Annotated in this window: 12 protein-coding genes; 1 reads left to right on the forward strand and 11 read right to left on the reverse strand. The window is 64.9% G+C overall.

The genetic code is table 11. The features are described 5' to 3' along the window. Positions 1-233: 233 nt before the first annotated feature. Positions 234-2375, reverse strand: a complete 2142-nt coding sequence (locus tag JIP62_RS13035) for an AGE family epimerase/isomerase (RefSeq protein ID WP_201102587.1) — start codon at positions 2373-2375, stop codon at positions 234-236. Between the two features lie 188 nt (positions 2376-2563). Here JIP62_RS13035 and JIP62_RS13040 point away from each other — a divergent pair, with 188 nt between their 5' ends. Then, positions 2564-3562, forward strand: a complete 999-nt coding sequence (locus JIP62_RS13040; protein WP_201102588.1) for an NAD-dependent epimerase/dehydratase family protein — start codon at positions 2564-2566, stop codon at positions 3560-3562. A 6-nt stretch (positions 3563-3568) separates the two neighbouring features. Here JIP62_RS13040 and JIP62_RS13045 read toward each other — a convergent pair whose 3' ends face one another. The 10 genes from JIP62_RS13045 to JIP62_RS13090 form a co-directional block, all read right to left on the reverse strand. After that, entirely contained in the window at positions 3569-4798 is a 1230-nt protein-coding gene (locus JIP62_RS13045; protein WP_201102589.1) for a glycosyltransferase family 4 protein, read from the reverse strand. Then, on the reverse strand, positions 4795-5916 hold the full coding sequence (locus JIP62_RS13050) for a glycosyltransferase family 4 protein (protein WP_201102590.1): 1122 nt from the start codon (positions 5914-5916) through the stop codon (positions 4795-4797). The genes JIP62_RS13045 and JIP62_RS13050 overlap by 4 nt, the downstream gene beginning before the upstream one ends. 68 nt (positions 5917-5984) lie before the next feature. Beyond that, the gene (locus tag JIP62_RS13055; protein WP_201102591.1) at positions 5985-7382 is read right to left on the reverse strand and encodes a hypothetical protein; all 1398 of its coding nucleotides are present in this window, start codon (positions 7380-7382) and stop codon (positions 5985-5987) included. A 95-nt stretch (positions 7383-7477) separates the two neighbouring features. After that, a complete protein-coding gene (locus JIP62_RS13060) occupies positions 7478-8569 on the reverse strand; it encodes an acyltransferase family protein (protein WP_201102592.1) in 1092 nt (363 codons plus the stop codon). After that, the gene (locus JIP62_RS13065) at positions 8553-9668 is read right to left on the reverse strand and encodes an acyltransferase family protein (RefSeq protein ID WP_201102593.1); all 1116 of its coding nucleotides are present in this window, start codon (positions 9666-9668) and stop codon (positions 8553-8555) included. The genes JIP62_RS13060 and JIP62_RS13065 overlap by 17 nt, the downstream gene beginning before the upstream one ends. Continuing rightward, positions 9665-10825 carry a glycosyltransferase gene (locus JIP62_RS13070; RefSeq protein ID WP_201102594.1) on the reverse strand — a complete coding sequence of 387 codons (1161 nt, stop codon included), beginning with the start codon at positions 10823-10825 and terminating at the stop codon, positions 9665-9667. The genes JIP62_RS13065 and JIP62_RS13070 overlap by 4 nt, the downstream gene beginning before the upstream one ends. Continuing rightward, positions 10818-11459 (reverse strand): class I SAM-dependent methyltransferase, encoded by a 642-nt coding sequence (locus JIP62_RS13075; RefSeq protein WP_201102595.1) that lies wholly within the window; start codon positions 11457-11459, stop codon positions 10818-10820. Before JIP62_RS13075 ends, JIP62_RS13070 begins: the two co-directional genes overlap by 8 nt. Beyond that, positions 11449-12288, reverse strand: a complete 840-nt coding sequence (locus tag JIP62_RS13080) for a glycosyltransferase family 2 protein (protein ID WP_201102596.1) — start codon at positions 12286-12288, stop codon at positions 11449-11451. Before JIP62_RS13080 ends, JIP62_RS13075 begins: the two co-directional genes overlap by 11 nt. Further along, complete coding sequence (locus JIP62_RS13085; protein WP_201102597.1) at positions 12285-13469, reverse strand: glycosyltransferase family 4 protein; 1185 nt, start codon at positions 13467-13469, stop codon at positions 12285-12287. Before JIP62_RS13085 ends, JIP62_RS13080 begins: the two co-directional genes overlap by 4 nt. After that, positions 13469-14752, reverse strand: a complete 1284-nt coding sequence (locus tag JIP62_RS13090; RefSeq protein ID WP_201102598.1) for a hypothetical protein — start codon at positions 14750-14752, stop codon at positions 13469-13471. The genes JIP62_RS13085 and JIP62_RS13090 overlap by 1 nt, the downstream gene beginning before the upstream one ends. Position 14753: the final 1 nt, after the last annotated feature.

A 14753-nucleotide genomic window follows, 5' to 3' on the forward strand; every position in this document is an offset into this window, starting at 1 on the left:
ATAAAATCCCGAGACAACTACTTCTCGCACCTGCGAGATAGCGTCAACTATCCCTTTGTGAACCTTTGACGAAGGTCCGTTCCGTAAACGGAACAGGGCGGCCCATCTCCAAGTAATTTACCAGCAGCGAAGTCAAAAGGCGAATCGCTGTCAGAAATGATCAGTTTTCACCGTGTCTCTGGCGAGCGCGCGAGCACCGCGTGTCTTTGATCACCTGGCGCCCACTGTCGTCGTCACGACGCCGCCAGGCTGGAACCCTGACCGTGGGCGAAGGCCATCATGATGTGATAGAAGGAACTGGCCGGTGCCGCTTCGGCAATGAAGCTGCCGTCGGGCTGAAGCCGGTCGTGCCAGCGTCCATCGACGGTCAGATAAAGACGCAGCGCCCGTTCTGCCCGTTTTATGTCGTGGCCACGGCCAAGCAGCGTTGCTGCTTTCAGCCACTCGGTCTGGGGCCACAACCGCGCCTCGGCAGAGCGAACTGAGCCGTCCGTGTTCAGGGCGTTCATAGCGACCCCCCGACGCGGGCAGATTCCGTCCATGCCGAAGTCATAGAGGCGAACGGCGGCTTCGCGCGCCCGCCGATAGCCGCGCCTTGATCCGTAAGTCTCAAGAAGCCAAGCCCATTCGAACTGGTGGCCCGGCTCGACCAGATCGCCGTCCGCACCTGGGGCCGGGCCCCAATCGGCCGAGAAAAACTCGCGCAGAAACCGGCCGCTCTGATCGACAAACAGATCGAGCGCCTTGTCGACGATCCGGTCTGCCAGCGCCCGCCACTGATCATCGCCCTGATCTTCCCAGGCCAGGCACGCCTCCAGCAGATGCATATGGGCATTCGCCTGATAGGGATGCGGGCCCGCCTCCTGAAACAGGCCGTTGGGAAGGGCTGCAGACAGCAGCGACTCGCGCAGCCGCAGAGCGGGTCTTTCCAGATCCGGAATACCGGCACGCCTTGCCGTCGCCAGCGCGAACAGAACAAAGGCCTGATCATAGATCATGGCCGTGTCATCCAGAGGCGCGCCTGACCCATCCAGCAAGGTGCGGCAAAGTCCGTCGTCGCGGATATAGTCCGCCATCAGCCGCGAAAGCCCGCGCTCAACGCAGGATCGCCAGGGTCCTTCCCAGCCGGACAACCCCGCCTGGGCATAGACATAGATCTGCCGGGCCTGGACGCGCGCCCGGCGCCGGTCCTGAATCCGGCCGCCCTGTTCAGTCAGAGCTTCGACAAAGGCCCCGTCGTCGCGTTGACCCAGGGTGGCCCAAAGCGGCAGGGCGCGAAGGGTCAGCCAGGGGGCGAAAGACGGCAGCGGGTCGTCTGAAGCCACGCTCACTGGCAAATCCAGATGTGACGGCGACGCGAGCCCGACCTGTTTTACGGCGTCTTTGACGGTCTGCGCCCGGCTCAGGGCGCAGACCAGGACGGCATCCGGCTCTACAATCACGGCCACGTCCGGCACGCCGACTACGGCCACCATGGTGCCCTCGGGGGCGCGCACCAGACTGTTGGGCGCATCAATCCGGACGGCCTGGCCAAGGTCGCCCCGCCCCGTCTCGGCCACGCTGTCCCAGGCCCCGACATCCGACCAGTCAAAATCGACCGCCAGAACCGCCGCGCGGCGGGTCTTTTCCATCACGGCATAGTCGATGGACACGGCGGGGGCTCGCGCGAAATCGGCGCCCAGGACACGGACGTCATCGCCGGTCGCAGCCTGGCTGGCCGCGCGAACGGCACTGAGAATATCGGGGACCTCGGCCTCTACTTCGTCCAGCAGTGTCCGGGCCCGGACGATGAAGTTGCCGCTGTTCCAGAGATAGCCAGCGTCGATATAGGTCTGGGCCGTCGCACTGTCCGGTTTTTCGACAAAGGCCTCTACCCGCGACAGGCCCGCCCCGGTCGGTCGGATATAGCCATAGGCCGGAGAGGGATGCAGCGGCCGGATCCCCAGGGTGACGATATCGCCGTTGCCCGCGGCCGCAGCCGCGAGCCGCGCCGCATCCTGAAAGGCGGTGTGATCAGGTATGAAATGGTCAGAGGCGACGAACAGGTTGATGGCTTCGGGATCACGCGACGCGGACCAGACTGCCGCCGCGACCATCGCCGCTGCCGAATCCCGAGCGACCGGCTCCAGCAGCACGAGAGCATCGACGCCCAATTCAGCCAGTTGGTCACGGATCAGGCTGGCATGGCGCACGCCGCCGACGATGATCAGCCGTCCGCCGCCCTCGGCCAGCGGAGCGACGCGAAGGACCGTATCCTGGAATAGCGAACGGTCGCCCGTCAGCCGCAGGAACTGTTTGGGATAGGAGGGGCGTGATGCTGGCCAAAGGCGCGTTCCCGCGCCGCCGCACATGATCACGGGATAAAGCGTCGTCATCCGATCCCTGTTTGCCGCTGCCCCCCGGGCGGTCAGCGACTGATACAGCATCCAACCGCCAGTCCAAGGTCGTTTCGCGGTGCAACAGTCAACCGGCCCGTGCAAATGCTTGTTATCGAGCGGCGGCCCCGTTAACCGGTCGGCATCATTCTTGCCATCGACAGCCTTTCCCGGAGACCGCCACAGCCATGCGATTCCTGATCACCGGCAGCGCGGGTTTCATCGGCTTTCATCTGGCACGGCGGCTGTTGGCGGACGGCCATCAGGTCGCCGGGGTGGACAACTTCTCATCCTACTATGACCCTGAGCTGAAAGAGGCGCGCAATGCCCAGCTCGAACGCCACCACAACGCGTTCAAGGTTCATCGCCTGGACCTGCAGGATGGCTCAGCCCTGACCAGGGCCTGGGAGGAGGCGCGTCCGGACGTCGTCGTCCATTTGGCCGCGCAGGCGGGCGTCCGCTACAGCATCGACCACCCGGACAGCTATGTCGGGTCCAACCTGATCGGCACATACAACATCCTGGAAGCCGCCCGTCGCTTCAAACCCCGCCACCTGCTGGCCGCCTCGACCAGCTCTGTCTATGGCGCAAACACCGAAATGCCGTTCCGCGAGACCGACCGGGCCGTTCACCCGGTATCACTCTATGCGGCGACCAAGGGCGCGACGGAGTTGATGGGGCACAGCTACAGCCATCTGTTCGGCATCCCGACGACCTTCTTCCGCTTCTTCACGGTCTATGGCCCGTGGGGACGGCCTGACATGGCGCTGTTCAAGTTCACGCGCGCTATTCTGGCTGGCGAGCCGATCGAGGTTTACGGCGAAGGAAAGATGTCCCGCGACTTCACCTATGTCGACGATCTGATCGAGGGCATCGTGCGGCTGGCCGAGGCTGTCCCTCAGTCGGCAGCGGCAGAGGGCGACACCCTGTCGCCCGTGGCTCCGTTCCGGGTGGTCAACATCGGCGGCGGCACCCCCAGCGGCCTGATGGACTATATTGCGGAGCTGGAGCGAGCCCTGGGCCGTGAGGCGATCAAGACGTTCCTGCCCATGCAGGACGGCGACGTCACCGCCACCTTCGCCTCCGCCGATCTGCTGGAAAACATCACGGGCTACCGACCGATGACGCCGATCAGTGTGGGGGTGCCGGCCTTTGTCGACTGGTACCGGGACCACTACGGCATCTGAGGCCGGTCAGAGGCGGGCGAGGGCCCGGCGATAGACGGCTTCCAGCCCGTCGACGTGCCGATCCAGGCTCGGCGGCGCGGCCCAGAACTGGTCATAGGCGGCTTGTCCCATCTGGCGCACCAGGGTGTCGTCCGATGCCAGGGTCGTCAGGGCCCGCTTCAGATCCTCGACGTCGCCATTGCGGAAGACCAGACCGGTCACGCCATCCTGGGTCGCCGCCCCCGGCGCGGTATCGGAACTGGTGATGACGGGCAGGCCGGCGGCAAAGGCTTCGGGCACCACCATCCCTTGCGTCTCGCGCCAGGTGGACGGCATGACCACGGCCCGCCCAGCCCGCATCCGGGCACGCACCTGATCGCCGGGCAACCATCCGGTCAGGACCGCCGCCGGATTGATGCGGCGAATGTCGGCCTCCAGTTCGCCTTCGCCGACGAAGACGATCGGCAGGTTGGCCTCCGCCGTCGCCTGGGCCAGCAGCAATACGCCCTTCTCGGCCGAGAACCGGCCAACATAGACGAAGCCCCGGTTCGCCGCCGGATCAGCGGGCCCCTCGTTCACCGCCTCGATCGGATTGTCGACGACGGTGGTGCGCAGGGACCGGGGCAACAGCGGCCGCAGGATGTCATGGGAATAGGCCGAGACGCAGATGGCCGTGTCCAGGCGGTGCGCCGCCCGTGCGACGTGCTCCAGACTGACCTGGCGGGCGATGCGCCACAGCTTGTGATGATACCGGCGCGAGTCGCAGTTGGTGGTCAGACAGGGCACGGACATCGGCTCCAGCGTACAGGGCCGTCCCGTCGGAAAGATGTGCAACGCCGCATTGGGGCAGGCCAGGCCATAGTCGTGCAGGGTCGCAATCACCGGATGACCGGCACGCCCGGCCGCCGCAAAGACGCTGGGCGACAAAGCCTTAGACCAGCTGTGGACATGCACGATGGTCCGCCCCGCCGGTCGGTTGGCCAGCAGCTGCGTCAGCTCCCGTTCGGACTGGGTGTTCCACAGCCCCTGTATGGCCACCGCACCGCGCGCGCCGGTGGCCAGGTCCTTCTGACCCAGGACTTCAGCCCTTACGCCGGCGAGGGCCAGATCGTCGGACGGCGGGCCCATGGCCGCCATGACCGTCACCTCATGCCCGCGGGCGGCCAGACCCTTGGCCGATTCCAGCGCGACCTTGGAGGCCCCTCCAGCCGGATAGGCCCGGTCGTTGACGACGACGACGTGCAAAGGCTCGGTCATGCGCCCAGGATCTCGGCATAGACCTCGCGCGTGCGGCGGCCGCATTCGGCCCAGCTGAACCGCCGCGCCTGGTCCACGCCGGCCGCGCGCAGAGCCTTCATCTGCGCTTCGTCCGTGGCTGCCGAAAGCATGGCCTGGGCAATGTCGCGCACGTTCGTGGGGTCGACCAGCAGGGCCGCATCGCCCGCAACCTCGGTCAAGGGGGCCTGATTGGAGGTGATGACGGGACAGCCTGCGGCCATGGCCTCCAGCACCGGCAAACCGAACCCTTCGTATAGCGACGGATAGACGAAGGCCGAGGCCCGCCCATACAGGGCCTTCAGGGCCGCGTCGGACACATAGCCCAGGTTGACGATGCGATCGCGCAGCGGACCCTGGCTGACCGCCGCCATCTCGGGCGAGGCGTCCCAGCCGGGCGCGCCGGTCATGACCAGCCGGTGCGGAATACGGTCTGCCACTTCGGCAAAGGCCTCCAGCACCCGCAGCAGGTTCTTGCGCGGACTGATGGAGCCGGTGAACAGGAAGAAGGGCGTGTCGGTGACGGTGGCAGGCAGCGCCGCAATGTCTGCGGCCGTGGCGGGGAGGAAGAACTCCTCGCCGACGCCCTCGTGGATGACCCGCACCCGTTCGGCCCCGCGCCCGCCGGTAATGCCCAGAAACTCATCGGCCGTGGCCTGGGACACGCAGATGATGGCGGCGGCGCGGTCGACGGCGGCGGCGACGCAGCGCTTCAACAGCCAGGGCCGCGCCTTGCCGAACCAGGCCGGATGGGTCAGCACGCCCAGATCGTGGAAGGTGATGACCCAGGGCTTGTTCGTCGCCAGCGGATAGTCGGTATCCAGGGCATGTACCAGATCGACGTCCGGGGCCCAGCGCTCGATCGGCGGCCAGGGCACCAGGCTCCACGTCCCGGCCAGAAGCTTGCGGTCGATCGGAAGGCGACGAAAGCCGGTGGCCCTCAGCCAGTCGGGTTCCTCATCGCCATAGGCCGACACCGCCGACATCGGCGTGGTGCGGACCCCGGCGGCGCTAAGGGATCCGTGGATCTCATGCGAATAACGGCTGAGCCCAAACCGCGTCTCGCGCGCGAAGGTGTCGGTCAGCAGGCCGATGTGCATCAGTTTGAACCGTTGGCGCGACAGCGAAAGGGGAGGAGGACAAACGAAGGAACAAGGGAACGAAAGCGTCAGCCAGGCGACTGACGGGTCACAAAGGGTCGAGGGGCCGCCCGGAGCACACCCTGCTGGCTGGCCAGCGCCACGGCACGCGCCTGTGACGCCTTCAGCGCCTGCCCGGCCAGCATGCCGATTGGCAACAGACACAGCATGGCGATCGACTCACTGGTGTTGGGGGCGTTGTCCGCAACATAGAAGGTGACGATGGCCGTCAGGATGGCCGCGAACTTGCCGCGCAGGTCCACAGGCATGAACCGAAGCTGGACCCAGGCCTGGATATGCATCCACAGGCCAGCAATGATGCCCAGAATGCCATACTGGAAGAAGAACAGGGCATAGCCGATCGACAGAAAGCCCTGGGCCCGCCCGACCATGCCGGATCCGGCGCTGTACAGTTTGTTGATGTCCGGTCCCGTGCCGAACAGGATGATGTCGGGATAGGCGCGAACAGCCTCGATCAGACGCAGGGGGCCGTCGACGTAGCGGGCGGTGAAATTCTCGTCTTCCTGAATCCCCGTGTCCCAGCGACTGAACCGTTCCAGCGTGGAGGCGGCAAAGTCCGACCCCAGGAAAGCAATGACCAGAAAAGGCCCCATAACGATCAGGATGACAGCCAGCCCGCCCTTCTGCCGCGCCTGGGCAAAGATGAAATAGGCCAGGGTGGCCAGAACGGCAGCGATCATGGCCTGACGGGACACCGAGGCCATGACCGCGATGGCCCCGGCCACGAGGCAGGCAATCAGGAGGGGCTTGTTGCGGATCAGGACGAAGCACATGAGCGCCGCGAGAGCGCCGACGATCCCCAGTCCGTTCGGAGAGCCGAAAGGCCCAGCAGCGCGTTCGGCCGTGATGCGGGCGTAGAACTCGCTCATGAAGAACGAGTCGTCGGAGAAGTCCCTGTAAAAGAAGTTCGTGATAGCCTGTGAGGTTTCGACCGAACCGAATTGAATAAGGCCGATGACGCCTAGCACAATGACGGCTGTGGCGATGCCGTATCCTAAGAACTTCCTCTCGGACTCCAGCCTGTCATCGTAGAAAAGCAGGGCACCGAAAGCCAGTGACAGGAATGCGATGATGGCGTGTGCGGATACCCACGCACTTTCCGGGCTTATGGGATAAATGATGAATGGCCAGATCAGGCCGCAGACCAATATCAAGGTCCAGAAAACATAGTGCCAAGGTATGGCGACTGATGACCACCGAAGCGCTAGAATATTTTTCCAGTAACAGGCGAATATTACGACCGCGATCACGTCGTAGACGTAGAGCGGAAATCCGATCATCAACCGGGCAGTCGGGAAAACCAGAATCGAAACCGGCCACAGCAGGAACAGCGCCGCCTTCGACCGCCATAGGCACAGGCCGATCAGGAATGCCGTCAACAGCAGTTCGGGCAGGGTCAGATTCATCGAGTCACAAGGGTTCCAGCGCGTTCCGACTTTGCCACTGAGGCTCTAGCCGTTTGGGGGCTTCGCCGTCCAGTGCAGCCTTGGCGTCGTGCGGTTTAGCCGGTGAATTTTCGCCGCGTGAGAACGTTTGCTCGCCAGGAGCGAAGAAGTAGCCGCCGCTCGAACAATTCATGCAGCGCAAAAGCGGCAAGAAGGCAGGCTGCGACCAGAAAAAAGGCGATGACGGCTTGTGGGAAAACACGGTCAAGGTTCGCCGCGAACACTGTCTTGATCCCTAGAGACAGGACAGGGAAATGAACGAGATAAAGCGCATAGGACATGTCCCCCTGATAGCTGAGCCACCGGGGCACCGTGATCCGGCCCGCCTGCTCCAGTCGAACCAGCCCGGCAACCGCCGTGGTCGCTGACAGGCCGTAGCCCATGACGCAGAGGTTGCGAGCAAAGCCGAAATAGACTTCGCCGATCATGAAGCCGATGAAGCCAAGCACGCCCAGCGCCGCCACGAGCCCGGGACGCGGAAAGCCCCTGCGGGATATTCCGGCGGCGACTGCTCCGAACAGGAACAACAGGATCAACGGGTTGAAGAAGAAATACAGCGGGAATCCGGGGCGGAAAAAGAGGTGAGCCGCAGCCCCGGCCGCCCACAAGCCGAAGACGGGGAGCATTAGGCGCGGCCAGGCCATCAGGGCCGAGAACATCAGATAGAAGAAGATCTCGAACCGCAGGGTCCAGGCGACCTGGAGGATCGGATCCTGGGGCGTCGGGATCAGCAGATAGCTGGTGAGGATCGAAAGGGGTTGCGTTTCATAGCCTTCGCCAACACCAGGTATCAGGAAATACATGGGAATCAGCGCTGTCAGGACGACCCAATAGACGGGGTAAATGCGCAAGAAGCGCTTCTTCAGGAACGGCCACACAGCCTCTGGGCGGCCGAGACGGTGCCCATACAGCCAGGCCATCAGGAACCCGCTGAGGACGAAGAAGAACTCGACCCCCGCGTGCCCGGCACCGAAGATCGGATGAATTTGATCAGGGAAATACTTGGCCTTGCCAAAGATCGAGCCGTTCAGGTGGTAAAGGACCACGATAAAGGCTGCGACGGCTCGACCAGCCTGCAGTGTGTCTAGGCGGGTGGTCGCGATCGGTCGCCCAGGGCCGTGCTCCTGAACATCAATGCTGGCGGTCATCGGCCACCACAACTTGACGGGCTTTCTGGTTGGCCCAGCGTTCAGGCAGTGTCCGGAGCCCGTTCAGGATGGGTCTTTCCAGATAAAGGTGGACAACGACCCCTACAGCGATCGAGGCCGCTACCGCGATCAGGGCATACAGATGGGGGCTGCTCCACCCGGTCCGTTCCCACGCCATCCCGACGCCCCGAAGCGTGAACAGGTGTGACAGATAAAGGGCATAGGACGCATTGCCGCCGATCACGAGGATTCGTGTCGCCGGACTATCGGCAAGATCGCGGCCCAGAACGAAGGCGGCGACGATCAGAGCGCCGGGGATTCCCCACGCGTACCAGCGGACCTGGAAGCCTTCCAGGGAGAGCCTCCCCGCGATGATCAGCAGGCTGACGCCAACGACGAGCAGTGCGAGACGGGCCCAGGACGGAAGGCGGACACCGCCAATGTAGAGGGCGGCCAGTCCGATGCCGAAGGCGAACTCCAGAATGATCGGGAAGCCCCAGACTGTAAGGGGCGTAAAATCCTGGAAGCCATATCGGCTATTCAGGATCAGCGCGGCGAAGATAAGGGCCATGATCGTCAGCCCGACGCGACGCGGAAACATCAGAGCCAGGGCGAAGACGCCATAGAAGAGCATCTCGAAATTGAGCGTCCACCCCACCGAGAGGATGGGGGCTAGGCCCTCGGGGCCTTGCCAGGGAACAAACGCGAAAGACGCAAGGATGTGATCCCAGGCGAGGGCGGTCTTGTTCACCTGTCCCGGGATGGCCACCATGGTTGCGAGGGCGAGGATCGTGAAGATCCAGTACAGCGGGGCGATCCGGACCAGGCGCCGCCACAGAAACTGCCGTGTGACACCAGGCTCTGCGAACCTTCCGGCCATCAGGAAATACATCACGAAGCCACTGACGACGAAAAAGATGTCGACGCCGGAATGCCAGGGCATGCGTGTGGGGTCGACGATCGGAGCCAGGCCCTGAACATGGCCGCGTTGCAGGATGTCGATGACATGGCCGATCACGACCATGACAGCAGCCAGCAGCCGCAGCACTTGAAGACTGCGGATTTCAGTTCGGGGCTGAACGAGGGCGGCTGCCGTCATGCGGTCGGGTCCGGGCTGCGGAGGCGAGCCAAACCCTCCGCCACACGCTGATATAGCGTGTCCCAGTTGCGGGCGGCGGCGGTGTCGCGGCGCAGGGGGGCAAGGTCGGCGCGGGGGTCGGTCAGGCGGGCCTGGACCAGGGCCAGGAACTCGTCGTGTGTGGTGGCGGTGTCGACCTGGGGCCGCAGTGCCTCCAAAGGGCGCAGGGCGACCGAGACGACCGGCTTTCCGGTGGCCAGATATTCGACGATCTTCAGCGGATCGGCCCGGTGGCGCAGCTCGCTGATGACATGGGGCACGATGCAGACGTCAAATGCGTGCAGATAGGCCGGCACCTGGGTCTGGGGCACGCCGCCGATCCGCACGATGCCGGGCACGGCGTCGAACCGAGCCTGGACCTCGGGCTTGACGGGGCCGACGATCACCACCTGGCCGGGCCAACGCTGTCCGAGCTTGGCCAGCAGGTCGAAATCCATCCAGTCGGCGACCAGGCCGACATAACCGATGCGCGGATGGGGCAACTCGCCCAGCGGGTCCGGACCGGTCGGGGTCTCGAAGAAGCTGGCATCGGCGCCGTTCGGCACCACGGTCACGGGGGCGGTGGTCAGGGCCGACAGCTTTTGCGCCAGCTGTTCGGTGGTCGTGAACACCTGGGCGGCACGGGCGGCCATCAGGGCCTCCAGCCGGGTCGTCAGGGCGCGCTCGCCGTCCGACCGGGCGTAGAACTCGTAATCGTCGGTCACGTCGTAGATGACCGCGCGCGGGCTCAGCGGCTCCAGCGCATGCAGGGCCAGGGGCACCCGGCACCAGACCAGATAGTCGTCCCAGCCCTGCGCCTTCAGCCAGGCGTTCACGGCCCCGGCAAAGCGCCGGCCGTTCAACCGTCCGATCCATTCCACGTCACGCCCACCCGGAATCTGCAGCGGCAGGGGCATGACGGTGAGGCCGGGCGCGACCTGACGCGGGGCACGCGCGGCATCGCCTGCCTTCAACCGCGTGCGGATGGCGACCGGGTTCTCGACATAGAGGATATCTGCCCCCTCGCGCGCCAGACGCAGGGCGAAATGGTTCTGGCGCGTCCACAGCCCGTCCCACGGCGGAGACTGCAACCAGACGATCCTCAATCCCGCAAAACGCCCCCCGCTTCGGTCAGTCACGGCGCACCGAGCATTCGAAGAAGTAGTGGTAGCTGTAATCCGGGCAGAAATACTGCCGATCGATCTTCAGGTGCCTGTCGATCACGGCGGCCACGTCCTTGATGGCATAGCCTTTGGTGCCCAGCTCCCAGTAGTGCTGACCGTCGAAGGTCCAGGTCTTGGGCCGGGTCAGCTTGAACGAAATGGCGCGGCTGATCACATCCTTGAGGAAGCGGAACCGGAACTCGACCGGATAGCCCCAGTGCGGCAGCGAGATGATCACCTTGTCGCGCGACGCCAGCGCCAGATTGGCGACGATGCCGTCGAAATGCTCGAACGGAATATGTTCCAGCACTTGAAACGCACAGATGGCGTCGAACGACCCCGGCGCGACCAGGGTGTTCAAGGCGCGGGCGTCACCCACCAGATCGGGCTTCAATTCCGGGTCGAAGTCGAAGGTCGTGACCTGGACGCCCGCCCGCCGCAGGGCCTGGGTCGTCGTGCCAAAGCCCGGCCCGATCTCCAGCACCGATTTGGGGCGACCGCGCAGGACCGCATCAATCTGATGCCAATAGGAGCACCAGCGGCGGAAGTTCACATATTCGGCGAAGCTGTAGAATTCCGCATCGACCTGAAGCGGGGTCTCATGATCCATCGGTGGCCTCTCGGGTCCAGGCGTCGGTCAGTTGATGTTCGAGGTCGTCGCGGTCGAGCCGGTTCTGCTCGTCCCACGCCGTAGCATAGCCGTTGAAGGTGCCGGAAAACACATAGAGTCCAAAGATTAGCCCATGGGTGCCGTGCCGCCACGCTCCGCGCAGGACATAGGCCTTCACGAACGCCATCGTCGGGGCCGTCAGCAGATGCCACCACCGAACGCGGCCGCGCGCCATGATCCCCCGCGCCGTGGCCGGGGCATAGTTCACATTCTTGCTGATGCGCTCGATATAGCTGTCGTCGTTCAGATGCCACATCATGCCGGTGAGCTGGCCTGTCCTGGTATCCCCGCCCTCGACCTCGACGGCCTCGTGAATGGCATTGACGAAGCGGTGGTGGCCGCGCCGCCCCAGTTGCGGGTTGTTCCAGCTCTGCCATCCGCCCGCCGGAAAGGGCCGGTGCAGGAAGAAGTTCAGCCGGCGATAGCGGAAGGCGTTCATCGGGGTATCGGCGATGGCGGCATGGATGTCGCGGGCCAGTTCCGGCGTGATCCGCTCGTCGATATCCATGTGGATCAGCCAGTCGGCCATCGCGGCGTCCAGGCCCGCGTTTCGCTGGGCCGCAAAGCCGCCTTCGGGCTCCAGCCGCCGCTCGATGAGGGTCACGGGCAGGCCGCAGGTCCGCAGAAACTCCAGCGTGCCGTCGGTCGAGCCGTCGTCGACGATGACGACCTCGTCCACCACGCGCCGCACATTCTCGATAAAGCCGACGATGTCGCGTCGCTCGTTCTTGGCGATGGCCACCGCCGCCACAGTCGGGCGCCTGATCATGTCGCACCGTCCAGCAGCAGGCGGGACTGAAGCTTGATCAGGTCGGCAGCGTCATAACCCTCGACCACGGTCCGGCGCGCCGCCTGTGCCATGTCGTCGGTCGCACCCTCGGCCGCCAGGGTGTTCAGGATACGGATCAGGCCTTCCAGGTCGTCGACCGCGTCCAGCACGAAGCCGTTCTTGCCGTGATCGACGATCTCGCGGGCGGCGGGCAGGGGCGAGACGATCACCGGGCGGCCGCTGGCCATGGCCTCGACCACCACATTGGGAAGGCCGTCGTTGAAATCGTCGGACGCCAGCAGCGCAAAGGCGTGACTGTCACGGATATAGCCGCGCACCTCGCCGTGCGGCACCCAGCCGGGCAGGTGGAAGCGGTCTGAGAAGCCCAGCGACGCGGCCTGGGCGGTCAGGGCCTCTGTCTCGGCTCCGCGACCCAGGATGGTCAGTTCGACATTCAGCCCGCGACGGGCCGCCTCGGCGCATCCCGCGACCAGCCGATCAAACCCCTTGGACGCGGTCAGCCGTCCCGCCGACAGCACCTTCAGCGGCGGCGGTGGTGGGGCAGGGGGCTGGAACGGAAAGGCCGAGACATCGACGCCGTGATAGACCAGATGCGCCTTGTCCCGCGCCTGTGGCGGCAGCTTGGCCAGGAGATGCTCCATGGCCGCCCGGTTGCAGAAGCTGGCAAAGCGCAAACGCTCGAAACAGACCGGGAAGTGGCCGTTATCGTGAGCGACCTCATGGGCATGCACGCTGATCGAGTAGTCGATTCCGGTCGCGATACTGGCCAGGTGGACGCAGGACGTCGCGTAAGGCCAATGGGCATGCAGCCGGTCCAGGCCGTCGGCCCGAGCCAGCTTTGCCAAGGCCGCCGCGCGGCCGAGACGACCGGGACGATTGGTGCGGGACGTCGGCGTCGCCGCCAACCGCCGTTCCTCGCCCAGCATCTTCAGCGTATCCAGGCTGGGCAGAGCCAGCATCGCCTCTTTCGGGGTGATGTAGCGGGTCTGGGCCATCAGGGCCCGCGCCTGGTCCGACAGCAGTTCCTCATCCTTCCCCGTCGGACGGACAAAGGCATAAAGCCGAATGTCGTGACCCAGGGCGATCAGGTCCGCGACCTCGCGGCTGATGAACGTCTCTGACGGCCAGGGAAAACGATGGATGACATAGCCGATACGCATCAACGGTCCCTCAGCAAGGTCATCAGTGTCCGGTCCGCCCACAGATCGTCAGCGGCACGCGGAGCCAGCGCCAGCTTCAGCGCCAGCGCTTGATATTTGACGATGATCCGGGGGTCCACCACCTGACCGTCGGGATCGACCGCCATCACCAGGCCGTGCGGCCCTTCGTGATGGCGCACCACGCCCTCGGCCGCTCGCGCCGCCGCGTCGGCATAGGGCTGATGCCCGGTCAGGCCGGCCAGCTTCAGCAGGGCGACCGCCATGTCGACATTGGCGTCCAGGTGATCGCGTCGCCCGCCCGGATGCTCCGGGAACAGACCGTTGCTCCAGGCCAGCGGAAGCCAGCTGTCGGCCACCATCCGCGCGATAGGTAGGGCGTTATCCGACACACCCGCGGCATGAATGTCGCAAAGCAGGTCGATGCTGGAGAATGCCGCCTTCAGCGACACGTCCCGGCCCTGCATCGCGCGATCCAGCCACAGCCAGACCTGACCCCCGTTCAGGAAGTGATCCCGGAACCCCTCGATCCAGCGCTGGATCATCCGGGGCCAGGCCGGGTCCTGTGTCGCCCCGTGCAGGGCCAGCAGGCTCCAGACAAAGTTGGTATTGTCCTTGAACAACAGGGCCCGCATTCGCGCCCCGCGCCCGGCCAACCGGTTCAAGGTCGCCGATCGCGCGCTGAAGACTTTTTCCAGGACCCCATGGGACTGAAATCCCGGCGTGCGGTTCCAGCGCGCCGCAAGCCGCTGCGACGCCTCCAGGAACACGGCATCGCCAGTCAACTCATGCAGTTCGATCCAGAGTTCGATATAGCCGCCGTTGAACGGGCTGGCGGGCGACAGCCAGCTGCGTGGATCCTTCCAGTACGCCGTGCCGTCGGTCAGCAGGTCGTCGACGAAGAACCGGCGGATCAAGGTGCGCGCGCCTTCGGCGGCCAGGTCCAGAAGCGACCGGTCACCCGTCACGGCATGAAGCTCCAGCAGGCCGAGCAGCCAGTCGTGGTTGTCGAACAATCTCAGGCGACCGCCCTGGGCATACAGGGCGTCGGACAGCAGTGGCCGGGCCAGGGCCATCTGACGATCGACGAAGCCGGTCCGGCCCAGTCGGCTCATGAACGGCAGCACGTCGCCGAAGTCGGCCAGCAAGGGCGTCGGATCGCTCAGCCGGCCCTCGCCGTCCAGGGCCGTGGCCAGGATGCCCGCGTCGTTGAGATAGCGGGTTTCGCAGCGGTCCAAGACCCGCTCGACCCATCCCAGATCTTCGCCGCACAAAACCGCCGTCATG

The sequence above is a fragment of the Brevundimonas vitisensis genome (genome assembly GCF_016656965.1).
In the GTDB taxonomy this organism is placed as follows: Bacteria; Pseudomonadota; Alphaproteobacteria; order Caulobacterales; family Caulobacteraceae; genus Brevundimonas; species Brevundimonas vitisensis.